The 22,820-nt window shown below is 67.1% G+C and carries 20 protein-coding genes; 10 read left to right on the top strand and 10 right to left on the bottom strand.

The features are described 5' to 3' along the window. Positions 1-124 precede the first annotated feature (124 nt). A complete protein-coding gene (locus tag VGK20_13485) occupies positions 125-1,573 on the top strand; it encodes a PQQ-binding-like beta-propeller repeat protein (protein HEY2775054.1) in 1,449 nt (482 codons plus the stop codon). A gap of 42 nt (positions 1,574-1,615) precedes the next feature. Here the strand turns inward: VGK20_13485 and VGK20_13480 are convergent, their stop codons facing one another. Beyond that, entirely contained in the window at positions 1,616-2,287 is a 672-nt protein-coding gene (locus VGK20_13480; protein ID HEY2775053.1) for a helix-turn-helix domain-containing protein, read from the bottom strand. 80 nt (positions 2,288-2,367) lie between these two features. On the opposite strand from VGK20_13480, the gene VGK20_13475 reads away from it, so the two are divergent. The 3 genes from VGK20_13475 to VGK20_13465 all read left to right on the top strand — a co-directional run bounded on the left by VGK20_13475 (position 2,368) and on the right by VGK20_13465 (position 5,334). Continuing rightward, entirely contained in the window at positions 2,368-3,342 is a 975-nt protein-coding gene (locus tag VGK20_13475) for an alpha/beta hydrolase (GenBank protein HEY2775052.1), read from the top strand. Between the two features lie 65 nt (positions 3,343-3,407). Then, positions 3,408-4,061, top strand: a complete 654-nt coding sequence (locus tag VGK20_13470) for a glutathione S-transferase family protein (protein HEY2775051.1) — start codon at positions 3,408-3,410, stop codon at positions 4,059-4,061. A 73-nt stretch (positions 4,062-4,134) separates the two neighbouring features. Then, on the top strand, positions 4,135-5,334 hold the full coding sequence (locus VGK20_13465; protein HEY2775050.1) for an amidohydrolase family protein: 1,200 nt from the start codon (positions 4,135-4,137) through the stop codon (positions 5,332-5,334). Positions 5,335-5,416: 82 nt separating this feature from the next. On the opposite strand, the gene VGK20_13460 is transcribed toward VGK20_13465, so the two are convergent. Next, complete coding sequence (locus tag VGK20_13460) at positions 5,417-6,064, bottom strand: protein-L-isoaspartate(D-aspartate) O-methyltransferase (GenBank protein HEY2775049.1); 648 nt, start codon at positions 6,062-6,064, stop codon at positions 5,417-5,419. Between the two features lie 111 nt (positions 6,065-6,175). On the opposite strand from VGK20_13460, the gene VGK20_13455 reads away from it, so the two are divergent. Further along, a complete protein-coding gene (locus VGK20_13455; protein ID HEY2775048.1) occupies positions 6,176-7,447 on the top strand; it encodes an adenylate/guanylate cyclase domain-containing protein in 1,272 nt (423 codons plus the stop codon). 9 nt (positions 7,448-7,456) lie between these two features. Here VGK20_13455 and VGK20_13450 read toward each other — a convergent pair whose 3' ends face one another. Both VGK20_13450 and VGK20_13445 read right to left on the bottom strand, forming a co-directional pair. Then, positions 7,457-8,059 carry a hypothetical protein gene (locus VGK20_13450; GenBank protein HEY2775047.1) on the bottom strand — a complete coding sequence of 201 codons (603 nt, stop codon included), beginning with the start codon at positions 8,057-8,059 and terminating at the stop codon, positions 7,457-7,459. Between the two features lie 123 nt (positions 8,060-8,182). Then, complete coding sequence (locus VGK20_13445) at positions 8,183-10,051, bottom strand: ATP-binding protein (protein ID HEY2775046.1); 1,869 nt, start codon at positions 10,049-10,051, stop codon at positions 8,183-8,185. Positions 10,052-10,249: 198 nt separating this feature from the next. Between VGK20_13445 and VGK20_13440 the strand changes: the two genes are divergently transcribed. After that, positions 10,250-11,209: a DNA-formamidopyrimidine glycosylase family protein gene (locus tag VGK20_13440; GenBank protein HEY2775045.1), complete on the top strand. Its 960-nt coding sequence runs from the start codon at positions 10,250-10,252 to the stop codon at positions 11,207-11,209. A 3-nt stretch (positions 11,210-11,212) separates the two neighbouring features. Here the strand turns inward: VGK20_13440 and VGK20_13435 are convergent, their stop codons facing one another. Genes VGK20_13435 through VGK20_13415 form a run of 5 tightly spaced genes read right to left on the bottom strand, consistent with a single transcriptional unit; the run spans position 11,213 to position 17,132 of the window. Beyond that, positions 11,213-13,642 (bottom strand): mechanosensitive ion channel domain-containing protein, encoded by a 2,430-nt coding sequence (locus VGK20_13435; GenBank protein HEY2775044.1) that lies wholly within the window; start codon positions 13,640-13,642, stop codon positions 11,213-11,215. Then, positions 13,639-14,241, bottom strand: coding sequence for a PqiC family protein (locus VGK20_13430; GenBank protein HEY2775043.1), 603 nt, complete (start codon positions 14,239-14,241; stop codon positions 13,639-13,641). The genes VGK20_13435 and VGK20_13430 overlap by 4 nt, the downstream gene beginning before the upstream one ends. Continuing rightward, positions 14,241-15,827 (bottom strand): MlaD family protein, encoded by a 1,587-nt coding sequence (locus tag VGK20_13425; GenBank protein HEY2775042.1) that lies wholly within the window; start codon positions 15,825-15,827, stop codon positions 14,241-14,243. The genes VGK20_13430 and VGK20_13425 overlap by 1 nt, the downstream gene beginning before the upstream one ends. Next, positions 15,814-16,461, bottom strand: coding sequence for a paraquat-inducible protein A (locus VGK20_13420; GenBank protein ID HEY2775041.1), 648 nt, complete (start codon positions 16,459-16,461; stop codon positions 15,814-15,816). Before VGK20_13420 ends, VGK20_13425 begins: the two co-directional genes overlap by 14 nt. Then, positions 16,458-17,132, bottom strand: a complete 675-nt coding sequence (locus VGK20_13415; protein HEY2775040.1) for a paraquat-inducible protein A — start codon at positions 17,130-17,132, stop codon at positions 16,458-16,460. Before VGK20_13415 ends, VGK20_13420 begins: the two co-directional genes overlap by 4 nt. 327 nt (positions 17,133-17,459) lie before the next feature. On the opposite strand from VGK20_13415, the gene VGK20_13410 reads away from it, so the two are divergent. From VGK20_13410 to VGK20_13395, 4 genes are all read left to right on the top strand, one after another. Continuing rightward, a complete protein-coding gene (locus VGK20_13410) occupies positions 17,460-18,161 on the top strand; it encodes a DUF4410 domain-containing protein (protein HEY2775039.1) in 702 nt (233 codons plus the stop codon). Between the two features lie 76 nt (positions 18,162-18,237). Beyond that, positions 18,238-19,212, top strand: a complete 975-nt coding sequence (locus tag VGK20_13405; GenBank protein HEY2775038.1) for an AAA family ATPase — start codon at positions 18,238-18,240, stop codon at positions 19,210-19,212. Between the two features lie 52 nt (positions 19,213-19,264). Then, a complete protein-coding gene (locus VGK20_13400; GenBank protein HEY2775037.1) occupies positions 19,265-20,671 on the top strand; it encodes a hypothetical protein in 1,407 nt (468 codons plus the stop codon). 298 nt (positions 20,672-20,969) lie between these two features. Next, positions 20,970-21,545 carry a DUF4142 domain-containing protein gene (locus VGK20_13395; GenBank protein HEY2775036.1) on the top strand — a complete coding sequence of 192 codons (576 nt, stop codon included), beginning with the start codon at positions 20,970-20,972 and terminating at the stop codon, positions 21,543-21,545. A gap of 77 nt (positions 21,546-21,622) precedes the next feature. Here VGK20_13395 and VGK20_13390 read toward each other — a convergent pair whose 3' ends face one another. After that, positions 21,623-22,819: an ABC transporter permease gene (locus VGK20_13390; protein ID HEY2775035.1), complete on the bottom strand. Its 1,197-nt coding sequence runs from the start codon at positions 22,817-22,819 to the stop codon at positions 21,623-21,625. Position 22,820: the final 1 nt, after the last annotated feature.

Genomic DNA, 22,820 nt, shown 5'->3' with positions numbered 1-22,820 from the left:
CCACGGGTTATCGAACGTGGCCGCGGTGATCGATGACGAACTCTCGTTGACTCCGGCCGGTCCGGCCGATAGGCGGGACGCGCCGTCGCTTCCCGGGGGACAGCGGTCGGTCCGGAGCCTTCCCATGACAATCGCACGAGTGGTCGTCTCACTGGCTTTTCTCGCCTGCATCGCCCGCGAGACGTGGGCGAGCGATCAATGGCCGATGTTCCAGCAGAACGCTTCGCACAACGGCTTCATGCCGGTGCCGCTGGACCCGTCGCGGTTTCATTCGCTGTGGGACGCGGACCTCGGCGGTGCCAGCCTCAATCCGGTGACAGGTGCCGACGGTCTCGTGTTCGTAACCCAGCGAGGCTACTTCGGCGTACAGTCGCTTTTCACATTGAACGCCCGCAACGGCAGTGTGCGATGGAGCGTCGATTACGAAGGTGTCTTCTCCGTCAATCCGCCGAGCTACGGCTTCGGCAACGTCTACATCCAGACGTGCAACAACGCGGGCGACACGTATCTGCGCTCGTACCGCGCCCGTGACGGACGCTTCCGCTTCCGCACGCTGCACGGAGCACAATGGGAGCGCTATTCGGCGCCCACGATCTTCGACGGTGCCGTTTACGTCGACGGTGGCGAGTACGGCGGGATGTACAGCTTCGACGCCGTTTCGGGCAGCGAGGGCTGGTACGTCGGCCTTCCGCAGTACGACGGATGGACGCCGGCAGTGGATGCCGGCCACACGTATGCATACCTCGGCGAATACGCGCCCGGGCTGTACGTGTTCGATCGAATCAGCGGAACGCCCGCATACACGATCGTCGACCCGAATTTCCGTTGGGATGGGTGGACGATGGGACCGGCGCCGGTCCTGGACGGGCAGGGCGGTGCGTTCACCATCCACGACGGGCGCCTGACGAAATGGGACCTGAAAGGTCAGGCGATCGCGTGGCAGCTGTTTTCCACGTTCAGCGGCGAGCCGGCCGTGCACGGAGGCGTGGTCTACGCGATCGACGCCGGGACATTCGCCGCATACGACCGCAAGACTGGCGAGAGGCAGTGGGCCGTCGAGATCCCGAACGACAATCTGGGCGGGAATATCGTCGTCACGCAGACCCATGCCTTCGTGTCGGGCGCGAAGGCGGTCTACTGCATCGACCTCGACGCGAAGAGTTCAATATGGTCGTGGCCCTCGCCAGGCGCCTTGGCCATCGCCGAGGGCACGCTCTACATCGCCGGCGTCGATGGCGTTGTCCATGCGATCGGCCTGGGAGTCCAGGACATCTCGGTGCCCGTATCGTTCGCCGAAGGTCGATCCAGACTCGGTATTCCCGTGACTCGATCGCTCACGATCCGCAATTTCGGCGATCATCCTCTGCAAATAACGTCCGTGACCTCCAGTTCGACCCTATTCGAGGTGCCGACGAAGGGCTTCACGATCGCCGCGCACGGCCAGAAAGCCGTTCCCGTCACGTTCACGCCGGCGGCGGTCGGCAAGACGGGCGCCACGCTCACGGTTGCGAGCGACGATCCGAACGAGTCTTCCGTGACGACCCATCTCACCGGCAAGGGCATTGCGCCCTGAAACCCGCGTCGGCCGGCGAATGCGCCGGCTTCCGCGCAGTGTTCAGCGCGCGAAACGACGAATCACGTCGGCGAGCATCGCGACTTCCTGCTCGTGCGTCACGCCGAGGTCGTGAAGCTCGCCGTCGGCCGCGGCGTCGGCGATGCGCTCGACGGCGAGCAGCAGTGCGATGCGGGTTGCATCGCTGCGCTCGCGCCCACGCGCGGCGTCTTCTGCCGCGAGCAGTGCGACCTGGCGGCGCCGGCTCTCGGCTCGCGCCGTGCGCACGACCGGGTCAGTGACGGTGAGCCGACGCAGGCTGCGGCGGAACTCGCGATGGCGAGCGTGGTGTGCGAGCGTCACGCGCGCGGCCCCTTCGGCGCCTTTGGCTTGCGCGTTCTCGAGGTCCCTCCACTCGTCGTCGAACCAGCGCTTGTAGATCTCGACGAAGATCTCCGTCTTGTCGCGGAAGTGGCGGTAGAACGTCTGCGGCGCGTAGCCGGCGCGGCGCGCGATGCGGTTCGTGTCGGTGCCTTCGAAACCGGCCTCGTCGAACTCGGCGCGCGCCGCATCCAGCAGGGCCTGGCGAGCGACGCCGGGCTCCGGACGACCGCCGGCGTCGCGTGACCCTGCGGGCTTCGCCGGCCCGGAACGCCCCGGCCGGCGCCGGCCCGGACTACCTGCGGCGCCCGCAGGCGTCGGCAAATCGCGGCCGGTCGATTCCCCTTGACTCATGACACGCGACTCTATACTTTCCGACGTGATATATCTATCACGTCATGCACGTCGCCGGCACTTTCCAGCGAAGACACCCAATGAAATCGATCCACCAGCCGACCATCGACCCGATCGTTGCCGCCGCCGGAGCCTGGAACCCGATCGAATTCCATGAGGCCGCGGGCGCGACGATTGCGCTGAACAGAAAAGGGGCGGGCCCGAAAGTGGTGTGCCTTCACGCCACCGGTCACGGTGCACGCGACTTCGAACCCTTCTCCGAGCGCTGCAGCGACGATTTCGAGGTGATCGCGGTCGATTGGCCGGGGCAGGGCAGCAGCCCCCGCGAGAAAGAGAAGGCCAGCGCCGCGCGCTACTCGCAGATTCTGGACGAGTTGATTCCGCAACTTTCGAGCGAGCCGGTGATCGTGATCGGTTGCTCGATCGGCGGCGCTGCGGCGATCCAGACGGCAGCGCGAAGGCCCGACCTCGTGCGCGGCCTCGTGCTCTGCGATACTGGCGGCCTGATCGGTGCCGATCGCACGACGCGCTTCGTGATCGGTCACATGACGTCTTTCTTCGAAGCGGGTGCGCGTGGCGCGTGGTGGTTCCGTCGTGCTTTCGCGATGTACTACCGGGTGGTGCTGCCGCAGCCGGCCGCGCGCGCCCAGCGCGAGCGCATCGTCGCGGGCTGCAGGCAGGTGGCTCCGGTGCTGGTCGAGGCCTGGACCAGTTTCAACGCGCCGGAGGCCGACATCCGCGCGCTGGCTCCGCACGTGCTGTGTCCCACGCTGTTCGCATGGGCGCGGCAGGATCGCGTGATCCCGTGGTCGCGAACCCAGCCGGCGGCATCGACGTTCCCCGACCATCGCATCGAGATGTTCGATGCCGGACACGCGGCGTTCCTGGAGCAGCCGGACCGCTTCGCGGAGGTTTTCCGCAATTTCGCTGCGAGCTTGCCTGAGGCGGCCGAAACAACGCGTGAGCACGCGAACATCGCGGACCTTGCCTCGCGGCGCGGTGGTCCTGGCGCGTCGTTGCCAAGTGGCCCTTGGAAAGCCGCGACCGCGATGTAGAACCTCCAGCACGTTGCGGGAAACCCCGGTTCGCCGGGCTCGCACCGGCGCAGACGGAGGCGACGATGAAGCTCTACTCGGGTCCGCTCAGCATGTTCGGCTCCAAGACCGAGATTGCCGTGCTCGAAAAGGGCATCGATTGTCCGCGCGAGTTCGTGCCGTTCTCGCTCGCGACGCTGTACGAGCCGAAACATGGCGACGTCGCGCGCATCAATCCAAAGCAGCAGGTGCCGGTCCTGATCGACGGCGACCTCGAGATCTACGACTCGACGCAGATCTTCGAGTATCTCGAAGAGCTGGCCCCCGCGCCTCCGATGTGGCCGCGCGACCGCAAGGAAAGGGCGAGGGCGCGCCTGCTCGAGCTGGAGTCGGACGAAGTGTTCTTCCCGAACGTCATTGCGCTGATGCCGCGCTCGCGCGGCCTGCCCGGCGGCGACGCGGTCGCCGATGCGGCGCGCGCCGCGATCGTCGCGTTCTACGGGAAGACGGACTCGCGGCTGGCCGGGCGCGAATACCTGGCCGGGACCTTCTCGTACGCCGACATCGCATTTTTCATGGCCCAGTTCTTCGCGTCCTTCCTGGGCGCGCCGGCCGATCCGGCGCTGGCCAACCTCGCGGCGTGGCGCTCGCGGGTCGCGCTGCGCCCGAGCGTGCGCAAAGTGGCCGGCGCGATGCACAAGTTCCTCGGGGACGCCGGGCTGAAGCTACCCCCGCTCTGACGCGGCCGCGAGCCGGCTCCACAGGGGCGGATCGTCCGCTCGCGTCGGCGCGACGCGCGGCTACGATGCGCGCATGGACAACAGGCCCTACGCCGTCATCACGTCGGACGCCCACGCCGGTGCCAGCGTCGCCGGCTACCGCGACTATCTCGACGCCGGGCACCAGGCCCTCTTCGATGAATGGAGAGGCAGCTACCGCAACCCGCAGCGCGAGCACATCGGATCGAAGAAGCACAAGAACTGGGACGATGCCGAGCGCATCGCCGACATGGATCGTGAAGGGGTGGCCGGCGAGATCCTGTTTCCGAACACGGTGCCGCCGTTCTTCCGCAGCAGCGTGCTCATCTGCGGCAATCCGTCGCGCGAAGACTATCCGCTGTGGCTCGAAGGTATCCGCGCCCACAACCGCTGGCTGCTCGACTTCCAGAACGAGCAGCGCCAGCGCCGCGCCGGAGTCGGCATCGTCTACCTCAACGACATCGACGAGGCGATACGCGACGTCGAGTGGATCGCGAACAGCGGCCTGAAGGGCGGCGTGCTGCTGCCTCACGTCCCCGACGACTGCACGCACATCAAGCCGCTGTACGCGCCGGATTACGATCCGTTCTGGAAAGTCTGCGAAGACACGGGAGTCGTGCTCAACCACCACGGCGGAACCGGATCACCGAGCTACGGCAACTACCCGATCTCGCTTCCGATCCGTTTTCTCGAGACGCCGTGGTTCTCGACGCGCAGCTTCTCGCACCTGATCCTGGCCGGCGTCTTCCACCGCTTTCCGAAGTTACGCTACATCATCACCGAGTCCGGCTGCGGCTGGGTGCCGGCGACGCTCGAGCAGCTCGACCGCATCTGGAGTTTCGTGCGCAAAGGTTTCGTCGGCGAGTTCGAGTTCAACGTCGAGGCGGTGACGCCGGAGCCGCCGAGCTTTTATGCGCGGCGCAACATCTGGTACGGCGCCAGCGCCGCCTCCCCGGAGGAAGTTCGCCAGCGCCACGCGGTCGGGGTCGAGCGATTCTGCTGGGGAACCGATTATCCACACTACGAGGGGACGTATCCGTACACGCGCCAGGCACTGCGGCACACGTTCCACGACGTGCCGGAAACCGAAGCGCGCTGCATGCTCGGGACCAACGCCGCCGCGTTGTTCGGCTTCGACCTCGAGGCCCTGGCTCCGGTCGTCGACCGGATCGGACCGACGCCCGCAGAGGTGGCGCGTCCGCTGGCATCCGAAGAAATGCCGACGAACACGATGTCGATGGCGTTCTCGCGCTGATCGCCGTCGCGACACGTTCGTAGTCGCATCCGCGAGCCGGGCGCGACGGGAACGACGCCGTGGCTGCGCAGCAGGTGGTGTTCTATCGGCGTGCGGTACCGGCGACCAGCGGCACGAAGCGGCATTGTCCCAGGTCTTCCTCGCTGACGCCGCCGCTCTCACTCCGCGTGATACGCATCAGGCTCTGGAACTCCCCGTCGCCGCCGACGGGCATCACGAGACGCCCGCCCGCGATGAGCTGGTCGACGAGAGGCTGCGGTACCTCCCGTGCGCCGGCCGCCACGACGATCGCATCGAACGGTGCCTCGGATGCGAGCCCGAGAGTCCCGTCTGCGCGCGAGACGTGGACGTTGACGATGCCGAGCCGGTGCAATCTTCGCTCGGCCGACGCTGCGAGCCTGGCGAAACGCTCGACCGAGAATACCGTGCGCGCCACATGGGAAAGGATCGCCGCGGAGTAGCCCGATCCGGTTCCGACTTCGAGCACGCGCTCGCGCCCCGTGAGCGCGAGCGCTTCGAACATGTACGCGACGACGAACGGTTGGGAGATCGTCTGGCCGCACGCGATCGGCAACGCGCAGTCCTCGTAGGCCCGACTCGCAAGGGTACGCGGCACGAACAGCTCGCGGGGAATCGCGCTGAACGCAGCAAGGACGGCGCGGTCGGCGATTCCGCGCTGCGCGAGCTGTTCGCGAACCATCCGGTTGCGCTCCTGGGTGCGATCGACCACGGCTCCTGCCTTTGAATCACGGCTGCGCCGTTCCATGGAATCACGGCTGCGCCGCCGCCGCAGTAGCGGCCGGGCTGTTTCTGGCCCGGCCCCTCTGATGAGATCGGGACCATGCAACGCGCAGATCCCGGCTTTCGCGCCGCGCTGGCGGTCGAGAGGGAGCGCAACAGCCGCCAGATCGCGGCGTTTCGCCTCGCTGCCCTCGTCGTCGTCGTGCTGCTCCAGGGAATTTTCACCATCGCCGTGCGCGGATGGGAAGGCGCACCGTACGGGCCTCTGCTGGGCTACACGGCCGTCGCAGCGCTGGCGTGGCGCCTGCGACACCGTTTCGACGCATGGGCGGCCTGGAGCGGCTACACGATCGCGTTCCTCGACATGCCGATGGTGTACTGGATCGTGCGCGCAACCGCGCGGGCGGCGCGGGCAAGCGACACGCCGTTTCTGGCGGACTCGATCCTGATGATGCTGCCGCTGGCATTCGCGGCATTCGTCGTTCTTGCCTCGCTTGCATTGGACGTGCGGCAGACGGTGACGGCTGCGGTCGTTGCCATCGTGCTGCAGGTGTTCGGGCTGACGGGTGCCGGGCACGACTACACGTTCCTCGCGATGGTGACGGCGCTGACGACGCTGGTGGCGGCGGTGTGCGTCTACTGGCGGGAGCAGTCGGTGCGCATCGTCGCCGAAGCTTCGATCGAGCACCTGCGTCGCGAGCGTCTCGGTCGATATTTCTCGCCGCAGGTCGCCGCTGCGGTCGAGGCCGGCGCGACGGCAGGCGGTGCGCAACGTCGCGACGTCACGGTGCTCTTCGCCGACCTTCGCGATTTTACCCGCATCGCCGAACGCCTCGATTCGCATGCGGTGGTCATCCTGCTCAACCGCTTCCACTCGGCGATGGTGGAGGTCGTCTTCGCGCACGGAGGCACCCTCGACAAGTTCCTCGGCGACGGATTGATGGCGTACTTCGGTGCGCCGGTGGATCAGCCGGACCAGGCGACGCGTGCGGTACGCTGCGCGCTCGCGATGCAGAAGGAGCTCGCGCGGTTGCAGAGGCCTTCGGAGGAGCTGCTGCGCATGGGCATCGGCATCCACGGAGGACCGGCGGTCGTCGGCGACATCGGTGCGGAATCCCGGCGCGAGTTCACGGTGATCGGCGATACGGTCAACGTTGCCTCCAGGCTCGAGCAGCTCACCAAGCAGCTCGACTCACCGATGCTTGTATCGGAGGCGACGATGCTTGCCTGCGGCGACACGCTCGCGTTTCGGCTGGTCGATCGGGTGGTGCTGCGCGGGCGCAGCGAGGCGATCGCGGTTTACGCGCCTGCCGCGGAAAGCCCCGGAGACGCCCTGGTTTCGCCGGTGTCCCAACCCGCCGTTCGCGTCTGAGCTTGCGCTCTATTCGCAGGCGGTTTCGTCAGGCGAGACGGTGACGCTGCCCGTGACGGCATCGATCGTCACCCGCCGCGTAATCCAGCACGAGCCTTTCGTCTCGCCGACGGGGAAGACTCCGAGCCAGACCGGATGCGCAGTGCGACCGTCGCCCTGTACGTCGAGCGACAGGGGACCTTCCAGGACGGCGCCTCCACCTCCCGCGCGCATCTTCGTCTCCGCCTCCGCACGTGACACGCGCGGCGCAATGATCTTGCCGGCGCCGTCGAAGGTCGCGACGTATCCGGACGCCGGGCGTTCGGGGTCGGCGGGAACGATCACGTAGATGTTCGATTGCGCGGCGCCAACCTCGGTCCAGGGCCGGTATCGGTAGGCGAGGGTCCAGGAGCGCGCAGGGGCCTGGCTCGTGTTGGCCGTCGACGTGGTCAGGTCGTCGCGAAGTTCGTAATTTTGCGCCGCATACTCCGGCCCGACCTGCGATACGAGATAGGCCTGCGCCCGTGCCAGGATTTCCGCAGGCGCTTTTGCATTCTGAACGATGTCCGCAGCGCCGGACCGCGCGGCCAGCGCGGCGACGGCCATCACGCAGAGAAGAATCCGAAGGCGCATGCGGTCGACGATAGGGCACCGCAGCGGCGCGCGCAATGCGCGCAAGCCGGCAATGCAAGTCCGACGTGAGACCGCGTGCGGCCTTTCGCTCCGAGCACGGCGGCGATCGGCGGCCTCGGATTTTCAAGCGCCGAGAGTGAAACGGAACGTAGAGCCGGCGCCCGGTGAGCCGCTGGCCCAGACGCGGCCGCCGTGGTGCTCGACGATGCGCTTGACGATCGCCAGGCCGATTCCATGGCCTTCGAACTCGCGCGCCGAATGCAGCCGCTCGAACACGCGGAACAGCTTGTGGGCTTCGGCGGTCTCGAAGCCGGCGCCGTTGTCCCGCACGAAGAAGGTGGGGCCATCGCCGTTGCCCGCCTCGACGCCGAGCTCGATGCGCGCCCGCGGGCTGTGGCTCGTGAATTTCCACGCGTTCGACATCAGGTTCTGCAGCGCGACGCCGACCAGGTCGCCGTCGCCTCTGGCTACGAGCTCGTCGGCGATGACGAAGCTCGCGCTGCGTGACGGATCGCTGGAGGCGAGGTCCTCGGCGATCCCGCGCGCGAGCGTGCTCACGTCGACCACGCGCCGGTCGAGAGGGCAGCGCCCGACGTGGGCGAACTCGAGCAGCTTTTCGATCAGTCCGCCCATCGTCAACGCGCTTGCCCGGATGCGCTCGAGCGAGCGGCGCTGATCCTCGTCCAGGCGCGGTCCCGCTTCGGCCAGCACGATCTCGCTGAATCCGCTGATGCGCTGGAGCGGCCCGCGAAGATCGTGCGATACCGAGTAAGAGAACGATTCGAGCTGGCGGTTGGCCGCCTCCAGCTCTGCCGTGCGCGCGGCGACCCGCGCTTCGAGGTCCTCGTTGAGCCGCTTCACTTCGGTTTCCGCCTGGCGGCGCTCGGCGATCTGCACCTGAAGGTCGGAGTTCAGCGCCGCGAGTTTTTCGCTGAGCGCGGCGGCGTCGGCGGCAAGATGGCGCTCCTCCTCGACGAGGTCCTGGATTTCACCTGCCATCTGGTTGAATGCCCCGGCCAGGCGACCCAGCTCGTCGCGGGACCGGATCTCCACTCGCGCCGACAGATCCCCGGCGGCCAGTCTCTCCGTGCCCTCGACCAGCGCTTCGATGGGCCGCGTCACTCGGCGCGAGTAGACGAAGCCGGCCGCGAGGGCAGCGGCGAGAAGCAGCGCGGCGCCAGCCAGCAGGCGCTGGCGAAGCTCGCGGAAGAACGCCAGCTCGACATCCATCGAGCGAGCCAGCGCATACGAAATCCCGGACCTGCCGATCTCGCCGACGCGCACGACGTAAGGCCCTGCGGAAGTCTCGAGCCTGGTGGCGCGACCCGGCGTCACGACGATGCGGCCGGCAATGTCGCCGAAGACGGGCCTTGCCCGGTTGGAGACTTCGGCTACCGATGGCGACCACAGCGCGACCAGCGAGTTGGTCATGTCCTCGAGGTTGGCAAGCAGCGTGTCGCCGACCGCAAAGCCGGCGACGATCGCCCCGGCGACGCGATCTCCGTCCCTCACCGGCACGGCGACGACCTGGTAGATCCCGTCGTCGGCGCCGAGCAGGCCCTCGAAGGTACGGCCCGCGAGCGCGTCGGCGATTGCGGCATTGCCAGCCATGTTTTCGCCGCGACGCTCCGCGTGCGTCGCGCTCGCGAGCAGGCGCGCGTGATCGTCGACGAGCATCAGCAGGTCGCTGCCCACCAGGCGGCCGGCGGCGCGCGCAATTGCTCCCGCTTGTTCCGGATCGGCGGTATCTGCGATGACGGCGTCGCGCAACGGCGCATCGGCCAGCAGCATCGACGTCTTTGCGGAAAGCTCGCCGGAACGGATCCTGAGGACTTCGGCTACCGTCTGGTCGGCGGCGGCAAGGTCGCGGTCGATTTTCGCGCGTACCGCGTGGGTGACCCACGCGCCGGAGACCGACAGCGCCGCCGCGACGGTAATGCCGACCAGGCAGGAGATTCCCAGCGCGATTTTCTGGCCGAATGCGAGGCTCACTTGCCGCCCCCGGACGGTTCTGGTCCCGATCGATGTCGTCGTTGTAGCAGGTTCCCGTGGCGCGCCGCGCGCAGGGCAGGCGCACCGCGTTACTGCGAAGTGGCGGGGTTCACCGCCTCACGCGCAAGCGGGCGAAAACCCCGCACGAGGCATCCTGCGCTTTTCTTGAGCGGCCAAAGCCGGTAGCGCAGGCCCGGCATGGCGCGGGGTCGCTGCTGCAGCGCAGCCGCCGACGCGCCGCACTGGCACATGCCCGAGCTTCCGGACATCACCGTCTATCGCGAGGCACTCGAGCGCCGCATTGCCGGGCAGCCGCTCGACTCCCTTTCCATCCGCGGTCCCTCCTTGCTGAAGACCGTCGTTCCACCGGCTTCGACGCTCGTCGGCCGATCTGTCGTGGGCGTCGAAAGGATCGGAAAGCGGCTGGTCCTCGCGTTCGAAGATGAGCTGTTCGCCGTGCTCCACCTGATGATCGCCGGCCGCCTGCACTGGAAGAAAAAAGCGCCGGCCGGCGCGTCGCGCACGGTGCTGGCCACCTGGTCGTTCCCCGACGGCACGCTCGTGCTGACCGAGTCGTCCCCGAAAAAGCGCGCGACGCTGTCGATCGTTGCCGGTCGCGACGCCCTCGCGGCCCACGATCCCGGAGGGCTCGAACCGCTGACGGCAAGCCCGGAAGAATTCACGCAGCGGCTCGTTGCCGAGAACCACACGCTGAAGCGGGCTCTTACCGATCCGCACCTGCTGAGCGGAATCGGAAATGCCTATTCCGACGAAATCCTGCACCGCGCCCGACTGTCGCCGCTGCTGCTGACTCGTCGTCTCGACGACGACCAGCTCATGCGACTTTTCGACTCGACCCGGGCGGTACTCGAGGAATGGATCGGAAGGCTGCGCGCGCAGGCCGGCGCGGATTTTCCCGAGCACGTTACCGCGTTCCGTCCCGAGATGGCCGTGCACGGCCGCTTCGGCAAGCCGTGTCCCGATTGCGGCAGCGCCGTGCAGCGTATTGCGTACGCCGACAGCGAGACCAACTACTGCGCCGTCTGTCAGAACGAAGGGCGGTTGCTGTCGGATCGCAGCCTGGCCAGGCTGATGCACGACGACTGGCCGCGCACGCTGGCCGAGCTCGAGGAGAAGCGCCGAAGTCTCGCGCGGTGAGGGTCAGGCGACGGGTTGGGGTTGGCCGAGCGGCACTCCGGCGGCCTTCAGGTGCTGGTGCACGCGGATGGCGAGGCTGCTGCGGATGCCGCCGGCTCGCTCGAATTCCGCGTCGATCCACGCTCTCAGCGCGAACTTCGTCGTCGCTCCGTCGAACGAAACGAGCGTCGCCGACGGCGGCGGCTCCTTCAGCAGGTTCGGATCTTCGGCGGCGGTCTCGAGCAGGAGCGCGACGACCGTGGCGGGATCGGCGGCGGACTGGACGCCGATCTGGACCTCGATCCGCTGGCGACTGTCGCTGAGCGTCCAGTTCGTGACCGACTCGGAGATGAGGTCCGAGTTCGGCACGACGACTTCTGCACCGTCCCAATTGCGCACCAGCGTCGCGCGGATGCCGATCGACTTGACGCGCCCGAAGACCTGCTGGCTCGGGATCTGCAGCGCGTCGCCGACCTGGATGCGCCGCTCGAGCAGCATCGATATGCCTGCGGCGAAATTCTTGACGACGTCCTGGAGACCGAGACCGACGCCGACACCGACGCCTCCGAACAGCAGCGACAGCTCGGTCATGCGCAGCCCGGCCAGCGACAGCGCGACGAAAAAACCGATCGTGTACAGCGAGTAGCGCAGCAGCGTCGACAGGACCAGGGGAATGCCGCGCGGAAGATCGGTGCGAGGGAACACCTCTTCGCGGAGGATCAGCTCGGTCACGCGTGCAATCAACGGGACCAGCACCAGTGTGGTCATCGCCGCGACGATCCCGCCGATGGAGATTGTCGCGGCGCCGATCTGCACTCCCGTCTGCATCAGCGAGGACATCGCGTCGAAGGAGACGGACCACAGGCCGATGCCGCCGAGCACGAGGCGCAGCCACAGCAGGATTCCGAGCGCCGTCAGCACGCGGCCGACGACGCGATGAACGACGACCGAGTCGCTGCGGATCACGAGGCTGCGGTCGAACGGCGGCAGCATCAGCAGGTAGGAAGCGGCGGCGTCGAGCGAGAGAATGCCGGCATAGACGTAGAGAGCGATGAGGCCACCTATGGTAGCGGCACGGCCGAGCAGGGCGGCAAGCACGGACCAGCCGGAGATGTCGGCAACCAGCGCAATGCCGGCGCTCCATGTGCCGACGACAGCAGCGACGGCGATCCAGCGCGGCAGATCCGGCGTGGAGCGGAGCTTCATGGAAGCGCGCCGGAGCAGGAACAGCGTGGTGAGGAATGCGGTGTCCTGGCACAGGCGCGCGACGAGCGGCAGCGCGCCGAAGACCATCGACGCACGGTCGAGAAGAATGATCGCGCCGAGCAGGACGAAACTGCCGACTGAAACCGGCACCTTCGCACGTCGCAGGAGGCGGGCAGCCGGAATCAGCGCCAGCAATGCGATGATCTGGTTCAGGCGCCGCGGCGCCAGCGGGTGGAGGACTGGCGTCAGGAGCGCGGCGACCATCAGCGCTGCGGCATAGGGACGCTCGAACACGACCACGGCGCGCGTCGACAACCGGGTTGCTTCGCCCTGCGCCCTCGCTCCCCTCGAGATGTGGCCGAACCACAGCATAAGCAGCAGCGCGAGCACCAGGTGCACGACGAACGGCCTCTGGTCGCGGACGAGATACTCACGGGTCTCGACTGCGAACGCCCGGCTTTCCTTGCCGAGTCCGGAGAGCTCCGCCGGAAGCTGGGTTTGCCACGGCATGCTCCACAATGCCGGGCGCGACGCCGCCAGGATCTCGCGTCCGGCGGCCTCGGAGCCGGCCGTGAGCTTGTCGAGCATGGAATCGATCGTCGTCGTCATGTCGACGACGTGGTCGTTGACGGCCAGGACGCGCGCTCGCCACTCGCGCTGGGAGAGCACGGCGTCACGGATCATCGCCTGCATTTCGGCGACGCGTGCGACGATGGCGTCCCCGGCAGCTTTCGTCTCGGGCCGCTGTGCGGTATTCGCCCACAGCGCCTGCTCGCGCTGGAGGTCGTCGAATAGCGACGAGGAGCTCTTGGCGCGCGCAGCGAGGTCCTGGCGCCACTGGCGCAGCGGCTCCGCCGTCGTCCTCAGCTCGCGCCAGGCATCCTCGAGCTCGACCAGCGAGGTGGCCGAAACCAGGGCCGTGTCGGCCTCGGCCAGACGCTCGCGCACGCTGGGCAGGATCGCGTCGAGGTCCTCGTCGATCTTCTCGACGCTCTCGCGGTCCCTCGAGGAAGGTTGTGACGAACGGATGCGACGCTCGAGCGAATCGGCGCGATCGGCGATGTCTTCGCTGCGGATCCAGTCGCCTGCTGTCGCGAGCGATGAGACTGCCGTCGCGGCGGCAGCGGCAGGCGCAGCCGCTGCAGTCGCCGCTGCGGCCGGCGGGGTTTCCTCCGCGCGCGCCACAGCCGGCGCAGCGATGACAAGCGCCAGCGCAAGCTGCGGCGCCAGCGACCGCAATCGGTTCATTTCGTCTTCGTGCCGGCGCGAATCGCCAACGCGATGTCCCTGCTGACCGAAGCCAGCGCGCGGCTGTGGGCGGCAGCGATGGCCGCGTAGTCGGCGCCGGCAACCTTTTCCTCGGCCTGGGTACGCCCCGTCCTTGCCTTTGCCGGTGCGGCCGCCGGCGTCACCGACCACACCGCATCGATCGCCACGTGGTCTCCCGGAATCGAATCGAAGCGCTGCACGTCGATCCCGACGCGCCAGTTCGCCGCGAAGTTCGCGGCCGGCGCCACGACGACGTTGTGATCGCCGAGCAGCGTCGTGAGGTCACCGGCGACCGTGCGTGCGATGCTCTCCGCAAGCGGCGCTGCCCAGATGTGAAACTCATCGATGTCGACGCGGTTGGATTCGACCTGGACGACGAACTGGGGCCGATCCACTGACGACGGCACGGTGACCGGCCCGACGAGCACCTTGTCCTGCAGCGCTGGCTCGCTTCCGGGGGTGGCCGTCGAGCCGAGCGTGTAGAAGCGGACCGATGCCGAGGCGCAGCCGGACAGCACGAGCGCAGCAAAGGCGGATCCGAGAAAGGCGGCGCGACCGCCGCCGCAAATGCTTCGCATCACTTGGTCCCCTGGGGTTTTCCGCGAATCAGCGATTCGGGATGGCGTTCCAGATAATCGGCCAGAACGCGCACCGAATTGGCGGCGTCGTCGACCGAGCGCAACGTGTTGCCGAGGTCGGTCGTCAGCTGAGAGTTCGGCTCGACGAGCCTGCCCGTATTGTCGAGAGCTCCCTTGGCGCTGACGAGCGCAGCGTTGGCGGTAGCCAGCGTGCGGTCGAGGTCGGCGACCGATTTCTGCAGGTCGGTTCCGAGCGTCTCGAAAGGAATCTTGTCGACCTTGTTCAGGATGCTGCTCACGCTGGCTTCCATCGTTTCGAGCTGGCCCGACACGGTCGGCATGCGCGGAGGCTTGTGCGACCAGTCGATCATGGCCGGCGGCGCATCCGGGAACGTGTCGAACGAGACGTACAGCGCTCCGGTCAGCAGGTTTCCGGTCTCGAGCTGGGCGCGCACGCCGTGCAGGACCATGCTGTCGATGACGTTGCGTCGCACGGCGTCCGGATCCGCGCCCGGCTCGAGGCTGATGACGTGAACGCCGAGGCGCTGGGCATCCAGGCTGATCGTGACCGGTGCTCGAAAGTCGAAGCTCTTCGCGTCCAGCTCGGCATCGACCGAGACCACCTCGCCGATCGGAATGCCGCGGAACTCGACCGGCGCTCCGGGTGCCAGGCCGCGCACCGACTGATGGAACACGAGCACGAACGTCTGCGGGTCGTGAGCCGGCGTCCGGAAGGCCGCTTCGTGGTTTTCGTAAAGCGGAAAGACACTGTCCACATCCGACTCCGGCAGATCCACGCCGGTACTCGGCGTCTCGAACGCGATGCCGCCGATCAGCACCGAGAGGGCCGACTCGGTCTGGACGTTCAAGCCCGAAGCCGTCAGCGATACGTCCACTCCGCTGGCGTTCCAGAACCTCGTGTTCGCCGTGACGAGCTCGTCGTAGGGCGATAAGACGAACACCTTGACCGCAAGCGTCTTCGAGTCCTTCGCCAGCTCGTAGGAAGTCACTTCGCCGACCTTGATGCGGCGGAAAAACAGCGGCGTGCCGGCATCCAGGGAGCCGAGGTCGGGCGCCTTGAGCACGAACTCGCGCCCGGGCTCCTCGCGCGCGACCACCGGCGGAAGTTCCAGCGCGAGGAACTCGCGCTGGGACTTCTTCGAGTCGCCGATGTCGAGCGTCACGAAGGCGCCCGAGATCAGTGTTCCGAGACCGGAGACGCTGGCGCCGGAGATGCGTGGCCGCACGACCCAGAACCGCGTGTCCTCGACGAGGAAGTGCTCGGTGTCGGGTTCCATGCGTGCGGTAGCCACGGCACTGCGGTGGTCGTCCGACAGCTTCACCGTTTGCAAGGTGCCGATCTCGACGCCGTTGTACTTGATCTTCGTCTTGCCGGCCTCGATTCCTTCCGCGGTCTTGAACTGGATCGTCACGGTCGGTCCCTCGCTCATCACCTTGGTCACGGCGATCCAGGCGCCGGCCAGTGCAGCGACAACCGGGACGATCCAGACCCGCGAAAGGCGACCGCGGCGGACGACACGGGCCTGGGGAACGTTGGGAGCGGGAGTCGTTTCAGGTTCCGGCATGGAGAGCCTCGGGCGCGCCGTCGCAGTCCCAGATCAGGCGTGGATCGAAGGATTCGGCGGCGAGCATGGTCAGCACGACGACGGCGGCAAAGAAGAACAGCCCCGGCGCAGGCGACACGGACATCAACGGCTGGAGCTGCACGAGGGCGGCCGTAAAGGCATCGACGAACACGTCGACCATCGACCAGCGCCCGACGAACTCCACGATGCGGTATAGGCGGCCGTGCTGGTCGTGATGGTCGACCCTCTCGTGCTGTACGGAAAGCAAAAGGTAGGCAAGAGCCAGGATCTTCGCGCTCGGGATCATGACGCTCGCGACCAGCACGATCAGCGCCAGCGGCCAGCCGGTGGGCGACCACAGCAGAACGACGCCTTGCAGGATGGTGTCCGAGTCGCTGCCGGCGGCGGTCTTGGTCGTGAGCACCGGAAGCAGGTTGGCGGGTACGTAACAGACTGCCGCGGCAATAAGGAAGGCCCAGGTTCTCTGCACGCTGTCGCGCTTTCGCAGCTCGACGCCCGCGCCGCAGCGCGGGCAGCGTCCTTCCTCGTGGCCCGGCCATGCGCGCGACAGCAGGCCGCAGTGCTCGCAGCTGCAAAGGCCGAGCTGGAGCGCGGTGGGGGCGACGGCAGTCATGCGTGCTGCTCGGCGGCGGGATGCCGGTGCGCCGGGTGATCGGCGCGCTCGGACGCCCATTCGACGCGCTCCCAGATCTCGTGCGGATCGAAGACGCTGTGCATCGCCGCGAACACGACGACGAGGAAGCCGAGCGCGAACAGCGCCGCGCCAGGGATGACGTGCGCGAGCTCGGCGATCTTGATCAGCGCGACGAGCACGCCGAGCAGCATCACTTCGATCATGCTCCATGTGCGTGTCATCGGATGGTAGCGCAGCAGCGTGCCGACCCAGTATGGCATACGCTCGCGCATCGAAGCGGTCGTGATCACCAGCATGAACAGGATCTGCAGCGCCGGCGACACGACGGCCGCCATCAGTACGAGCATCGCGACGATCTTTTCACCGTCATCCCAGAGCTCGAGCGCGCCGCCGAAGACGGTCGTGAAAGCCTGGTGCCCGGCCACCGTCAGTCCGAGCATCGGAGTGGTGTTGGCGATCACGTAGAGGATGGCGGCGGCGACCGTAAGGGCCAGCGTCCGGTTGAGCGAGTCCCTGCGGAAGTGGCGAAGCTCGTGACCACAGCGAAGGCAGCGTGCCGCACACCCGGGCTCGCTCACGGGTACCTTCTGGACGACGTCGCACTGGGAGCAGGCGACGAGGCTCGCATCGGAAATCGGCTGCTGGAACACGCGCTTGAAGCCCCCTGCGCTTCGTGCCCGGCGTTGCTGTCCCCGCGGCAGGACGACGGCACGGCGAGACAGGCTGGAAAGCCCGCCGCCCATGCCTGACCTAGTTCATCGGGGCTGCCGGCGCCAGCGCGGCGCAGAATACGCACCTCGCAGGCCGGCGTCGGCTTGCGGGCGCCGACCGAAAGCGCACCCTGAGCGCCGGCTTCGGTTCAAAGGCACGGAGCGGGTTTCGATGCCGATCGACGCTGGCTTCGAAGTGCATCCTCGCGTCGGCATCGCCAATCCAGCGACAGGTCGTGTGCCGGCCGGCGCTGCAAAGGAGGCTTCATGAAACGCTACCACTTTGCCGCGTGCGTCCTTCTGGGCGGTGCGATCGCCGCCGGATGTTCGACGACACAGGTGACGAGCAATCCGGTTCCGCTCCAGGGCCGGCTCGCCCGGCCGAATCGCATCCTCGTCTACAATTTCGCCGCAAGCGCGGCCGATCTCGGACCGCAGGAGCAGGGAGCGTACTCGGATCCGATGGGCGCTCCGCCGCCCGATCAACTCGAGCTCGGACGCAAGCTCGGCACCGAAGTCGCCCGCCGCATCGTCGATTCCGTCAACGGAATGGGCTTGTCGGCCGTCGTCGGCAACTACGCCGCACCGGCCCAGCCCGGCGACATCGTCATCGAGGGCCACTTCGAGTCGGTGGACGAAGGCAGCGCCGCCAAGCGCTGGGTCGTCGGCTTCGGCTCCGGCAAGGCCGAGCTGAGGACCGTCGTCACCGGTTACGTAAGAACGAGGGACGGCTTCCAGCGAGTCGGCACCGGCACCGTCAATTCGGCCGGCGGCAAGGGCCCCGGTCTCTTCGTCCCGATCATCGTCACCGCCGCAACGGCAAACCCCATCGGTCTGATCATCTCCGGTGCTGCCAAAGCGGAGGGCCAGATCAGCGGACGCACGACGATCGAAGGGGCCGCCAAACGCACTGCCGAGGCCGTCAGCGAACGCATGAAGGAGCGTTTCCAGCAGGAAGGCTGGATCTGACCGATCGGGCTTGCATTGCCTCGGGACCTGTTCGACAGAGGTTCGATCGCTTCGAAAGTGGCGAATTCCTCCAAGCATGCGCCTACGATTTCTGGGCCTCGAACTGGACGACCAGCGCCGTGAGCTGCGCAGAGAGGGCAGCCTGCTGGCGGTCGAGCCTCGCGTCTTCGACCTCATTTCGTACCTGATCCGGTCCCGCGACCGCCTCGTTACCAAGGACGAGCTGCTCGAGGAGCTCTGGCCCGACAGCATCGTCCAGGACGGTGCGCTCAGCGTCTGCGTCCACAGGGCAAGGCGTTTGCTGGAGAGTGACGGCGCAACGGCGATCCAGACGGTCGCCAGGCGCGGCTATCGTTTCGTCGCCCGCATCGACGCCGAATCCGAATGGTCTCCGGCCGCCAGGCCGAGCGTCGCGGGTCGCGATTCGGAACTCGGCGCCCTGCTGTCCATCGTCGAGGATCTGGCGGTTACGCGGTTGCGTACCGCCGAAGTCACCGGGCCGGCCGGCGCCGGCAAGACTGCGCTGCTCGAAGGTCTCGGCACCGAGGGCCGGCGCCGCCATCTCGAAGTGCTGCGTGCTGCGCCCGCCGACGGCGACGAGCCGTTCTCGCTGTGGGTTCAGGTGATCTCCGCCTACGTTGCGCGCCACAACGCGCTGTCGATTCCCGGCGCGATGGGCGACTACATCGACGAGCTGGCGACGATCGTTCCCACGCTCCGACGCTGGGCGTCACCGGCGTGGCACGCCGGCAGCGAGCCGTCGCGCGAACGGCTTTTCCAGGCCGTCAATCGCTCGCTGTACGCCGCTACGGCTTCGCGTCCGGTGCTTCTGCTGTTCGACGACGTCGATCGCGCCGATGGAGATTCGATGGTGATGATGCGCCGCGTCCTCGAAGGATGTCGCAACGCTCCCACGTTAATCGTCATCGCCTACCGCGACGCGACGCCGACGGTCAGCGGTGTAGTCAACTGCATGCACGAGGTCGGGCCGCACCTTCGCCTCGATCTCGGCCAGCGCGTGCAAGCTCCGCTCGTCGAGTCCTGTCCGTAATCGTAAGAGTTTCGTAAGGACACCCCGCGACCGGGTGTGGTAATCTTACGAAATGAACAAAATCACGGCCCGAAGCGGAGCAGCGGCTCTCGTCGCAGCTTCTGGACTCGTCGCGATGTCGGCTGGCGCCGCCTCGGCTCGCACGATCACCCTCAACCTTCTGTACGTCCACGGCGTGAAGAACTGCCAGACCGAAAGGCAGAACGCGGCCGGATCACTCGTGGACCTCGACGGTGCCATCGGCGCGGACTTGCCCGGGAGAATTTCCGCGTGGCAGACGGCACACCCCGGCGATACCATCGTCGTCAACCGCCACTTCGCGAACCTCTACACGGCGACGCCGTCGCCATCTCACCCTTCCGACTCCAAGGGTCCTCTTTACATGGACGACTGGGAGGTCGGCGATCCGGGTTGCACGACCAGCAACCAGGGTGATGCGTGCACGACGGCGTACGAGTGGCGCTACCGCCTCGCGCAGGAGATCAACAAGTATTATCCCGCGCCGGCCACCAACGTCATCCTGATCGGTCACAGCACCGGCGGGCGCGTCGCGATGGAAGTCGCCGCCAACTACGGCACCGGCGGCGTGAACACGCACGACTGGGGAGTGCAGAGCCGGATTGCCGGCGTCGCCACCGTGCACGGCATGATCGATTCGCTTGGCACCAGCAAGTACAACGTCGTCGGCACCGCCAGTTTCGAGACGACGTGCAAGGACGGTGATGCGATCACCGGCTTCGGCAACTCCTGCGCCCAGGGCAATGGATGGTGCGAGTACGCCGCGCGCATCAGCGGCTTCCCGGCCGCCGACTGGGTGGCACAGAACAGGCGGGCGCTGATGCTGACTTCGTGGGCGAGCTGCTCGCCGTCGCTGTTCACCGGCCAGACCGACGGACCGCTGCCGTATGATGCGCAGGGCAGCCAGTGGGCAGTCGGCCTCGACATGACGCCTGCGCCCGGCAAGACCTACCGGCGCGCCGACGGCACCAAGTACGCGTCCGTGTGCCACAGCGCGATCACCAACGGCGGCGACCCGAACCACTCGACGGCGGTCACCAACGCGAAAACCCGCATCCTCGACTGGCTCTTCGTCGCAGCTCCGCGCGTAGCAGCCCAGGGCTCGAACACGACGGCGACGCTGGCGTACAACCAGACCAGCGCGAACTTCACGATGGGCAGTGCGTGTCCGTCGGGCGAAGTCGACGACACCGTCACGTCGGGCAACAAGGCCAAGGGCATCGACATCGCCGGAGTCTGTCACCATCCCGGATACTTCGACGGCGACGATCACGCGGTCGCGTTGAGCGAGTTCACGGTGGCGAGCAACGGATCCACCTGCAACGGCTCCTACAACTGGAAGCAGGCCCACGATTCGAACAACAGCCACAACGCGACGACGTACTGGAAGACGCGCTCGCTGCGCTCGGCAGGACCGGACCTGATCAGCACGCTGCCCTGAACGATCTCTCCTCCCGTTGGCAGTCACACCCCCCGCACTGCCAACCCAGACGGCCCGCCTCGACCCCTGCGAGGCGGGCCGTCTTCATTGGTGACCATCCAGCTGTCCCGCGCGGGGGAACAGGCATCCCGCGCCTGCTCTTTATCGTCCCCGAACGGCATTTTTTGCGCGGCCTGCTTCGTCATCTTGTCTGGACAGGGAGTTCGGGTCCGGGGCCAGGCCACGCGCAGCAGGAACAGGCCTGCCGCCGCGCATGCCTGGCCCTCCATTTCGCCCCGGACCACCGGAGGAAGATGCCATGATCGCAAGAATCACAATCGCAGCCGCCCTCGTCTCCGGCCTGGCGCTGGCCGCGTCTTCGAGTCCGGCTCAGGCGACGTCGCAGACGGCGCCGATGCACAAGACCATGTTCCACCACGCCAAAGGCTCGTCCGTCTCGATGACGGACAAGTCGTTCATGAACAAGGCGGCGGTCGGCGGTATCGCCGAAGTGCAGATGGGAAACCTCGCGTTGCAGAAGGCCAGCGACCAGGCGGTGCGCAGCCACGCGCAGCACATGATCGACGACCACACCAAGGCCAACGACGAGCTGAAGAGCATCGCGCAATCCAAGGGCGTCAAGCTGCCGACCCAGCCCGACGCAAAGGACAAGGCGCTGATCGGCAAGCTGGGACGCCTGTCGGGCAAGGACTTCGATCGCACCTACATCAAGGAAGGCGGAGTCAAGGCGCACCAGCAGATGGCGAGCTTGTTCCGCAGCGAAAAGTCGAAGACCAAGGACCCGCAGGTGAAGGACTTCGCGTCCAGGACCCTGCCGGTGATCGAGGAGCACCTGAAGGATTCGCAGAACCTCGCCAACGGCTCGGCCCGCTGAGCCTCAGCCGACGCTGATCGACAGCCGAAGCGCGCCCGGTTCCCTCAAGGGAGCCGGGCGCGCGCGTGTGCGGGGTGTCACGAAGTCCTCAGTGCCTGAACCACCGGCACTCGCGCCGCCCGGATGGCCGGGAACAGGCCGCCGACCAGCCCGATCGCCACTGCCCACGCCATCCCCTCGAGCACCAGGCCGAAGCTCACGCGAAAATCGAACGCGACCTGCGAGAACGTGTTGAAGTTCAGCGTCGAGATCGAAGCGCCGTTGCAGTAGAGCCATGCCGCCGACGCACCGATCGCGCCGCCAGCAAGCGAGAGCGCGAGCGCTTCGATCATGACCGAGACCACTACAGGCGCCGCGCCGAAGCCGATCGCCCTCAGCGTCGCGATCTCCACCTGGCGGCTCGCCACCGCCGAGTACATGCAGTTGAGAGCACCGAACGTCGCACCGACAGCCATGAACGACGCGACGAGATAGCCGAGCACGTTGATCAGGGTCGCGAGCATCTGCGACTGTTTCGCATAGTACTGCGGCTCCCTCAGCACGTTGATCGAATAACGCGGGTCGGAGGCGATGGTCTGCTGAAGGCTGGAAAACGTCGCTGCGTCGTCTTCGGCAAGGAGCGCCGTCAGCGACTGGAAGCTCGGGCGCCGGAAAGCCGACATCGCGGTGTCGGCGTCGGTCCAGATCTCGGTTTCGTGCACGTCGCCGCCGGTGCGGAACACGCCCGTGACCGTCCAGTCGCTGTCGCGAAGGCGGATCTGCCTTCCGACGACGAGGCCTTCGAACTCCCCGGCGGCCTTCCGGCCGACGATCACCTCGCGGCGGCCGGGCTCGAACGGCCGCCCTTCGACGATCTCGAGCTCGCTGCGGATCGCGGCGGCCGCCGGCGACACGCCGCGAAGCGGCACGTTGTTGGGGTCGGTCTGTCCCTTGCGCGGAAGGTCCACCATCAGCACGATTTCGGGCGACGCGAGCGGCACGCCGTGCGCGTCCCTCGCAATCTGCGGCATCGCGCCGAGGATCACCGCCTGCTCGCGCGTGATGTCGCTCGACATCTCGGCATCCGATCCTCCGCGCAGCATGATCACGCGGCTGGTCCTGCCGGTGGAGGCCAGCGTATGCTGAAAGCCGTGTCCCATCGCGAGCACCGACACCAGCACGCCGACGACACCCGCGATTCCGACGACAATGACGAGCGAGGACCCCTTGCGCTGCGGGATGGTCCACAGGTTGACGAGCGTGATCTGGAAGATCTGTCGGAGCGCGCGCCGCATC

This window comes from Candidatus Binatia bacterium (genome assembly GCA_036493895.1).
In the GTDB taxonomy this organism is placed as follows: Bacteria; Desulfobacterota; Binatia; order UBA1149; family CAITLU01; genus DATNBU01.
The sequence above is the reverse complement of the archived record's forward strand: the minus strand, read 5'-3'. Positions and strand labels throughout refer to the sequence as shown.

What these genes read in the sequence shown, in the direction of transcription:
- VGK20_13410 (HEY2775039.1), top strand. Translation starts at nt 17,460, where the DNA reads ATGAAACGCTACCACTTTGCCGCGTGCGTCCTTCTGGGCGGTGCGATC.
- VGK20_13440 (HEY2775045.1), top strand. Translation starts at nt 10,250, where the DNA reads ATGGCGCGGGGTCGCTGCTGCAGCGCAGCCGCCGACGCGCCGCACTGG.
- VGK20_13455 (HEY2775048.1), top strand. Translation starts at nt 6,176, where the DNA reads ATGCAACGCGCAGATCCCGGCTTTCGCGCCGCGCTGGCGGTCGAGAGG.
- VGK20_13465 (HEY2775050.1), top strand. Translation starts at nt 4,135, where the DNA reads ATGGACAACAGGCCCTACGCCGTCATCACGTCGGACGCCCACGCCGGT.
- VGK20_13480 (HEY2775053.1), bottom strand. Translation starts at nt 2,287, where the DNA reads ATGAGTCAAGGGGAATCGACCGGCCGCGATTTGCCGACGCCTGCGGGC.
- VGK20_13450 (HEY2775047.1), bottom strand. Translation starts at nt 8,059, where the DNA reads ATGCGCCTTCGGATTCTTCTCTGCGTGATGGCCGTCGCCGCGCTGGCC.
- VGK20_13400 (HEY2775037.1), top strand. Translation starts at nt 19,265, where the DNA reads ATGAACAAAATCACGGCCCGAAGCGGAGCAGCGGCTCTCGTCGCAGCT.
- VGK20_13425 (HEY2775042.1), bottom strand. Translation starts at nt 15,827, where the DNA reads ATGCCGGAACCTGAAACGACTCCCGCTCCCAACGTTCCCCAGGCCCGT.
- VGK20_13395 (HEY2775036.1), top strand. Translation starts at nt 20,970, where the DNA reads ATGATCGCAAGAATCACAATCGCAGCCGCCCTCGTCTCCGGCCTGGCG.
- VGK20_13420 (HEY2775041.1), bottom strand. Translation starts at nt 16,461, where the DNA reads ATGACTGCCGTCGCCCCCACCGCGCTCCAGCTCGGCCTTTGCAGCTGC.
- VGK20_13485 (HEY2775054.1), top strand. Translation starts at nt 125, where the DNA reads ATGACAATCGCACGAGTGGTCGTCTCACTGGCTTTTCTCGCCTGCATC.
- VGK20_13475 (HEY2775052.1), top strand. Translation starts at nt 2,368, where the DNA reads ATGAAATCGATCCACCAGCCGACCATCGACCCGATCGTTGCCGCCGCC.
- VGK20_13430 (HEY2775043.1), bottom strand. Translation starts at nt 14,241, where the DNA reads ATGCGAAGCATTTGCGGCGGCGGTCGCGCCGCCTTTCTCGGATCCGCC.
- VGK20_13390 (HEY2775035.1), bottom strand. Translation starts at nt 22,819, where the DNA reads ATGCGGCGCGCGCTCCGACAGATCTTCCAGATCACGCTCGTCAACCTG.
- VGK20_13405 (HEY2775038.1), top strand. Translation starts at nt 18,238, where the DNA reads ATGCGCCTACGATTTCTGGGCCTCGAACTGGACGACCAGCGCCGTGAG.
- VGK20_13470 (HEY2775051.1), top strand. Translation starts at nt 3,408, where the DNA reads ATGAAGCTCTACTCGGGTCCGCTCAGCATGTTCGGCTCCAAGACCGAG.
- VGK20_13435 (HEY2775044.1), bottom strand. Translation starts at nt 13,642, where the DNA reads ATGAACCGATTGCGGTCGCTGGCGCCGCAGCTTGCGCTGGCGCTTGTC.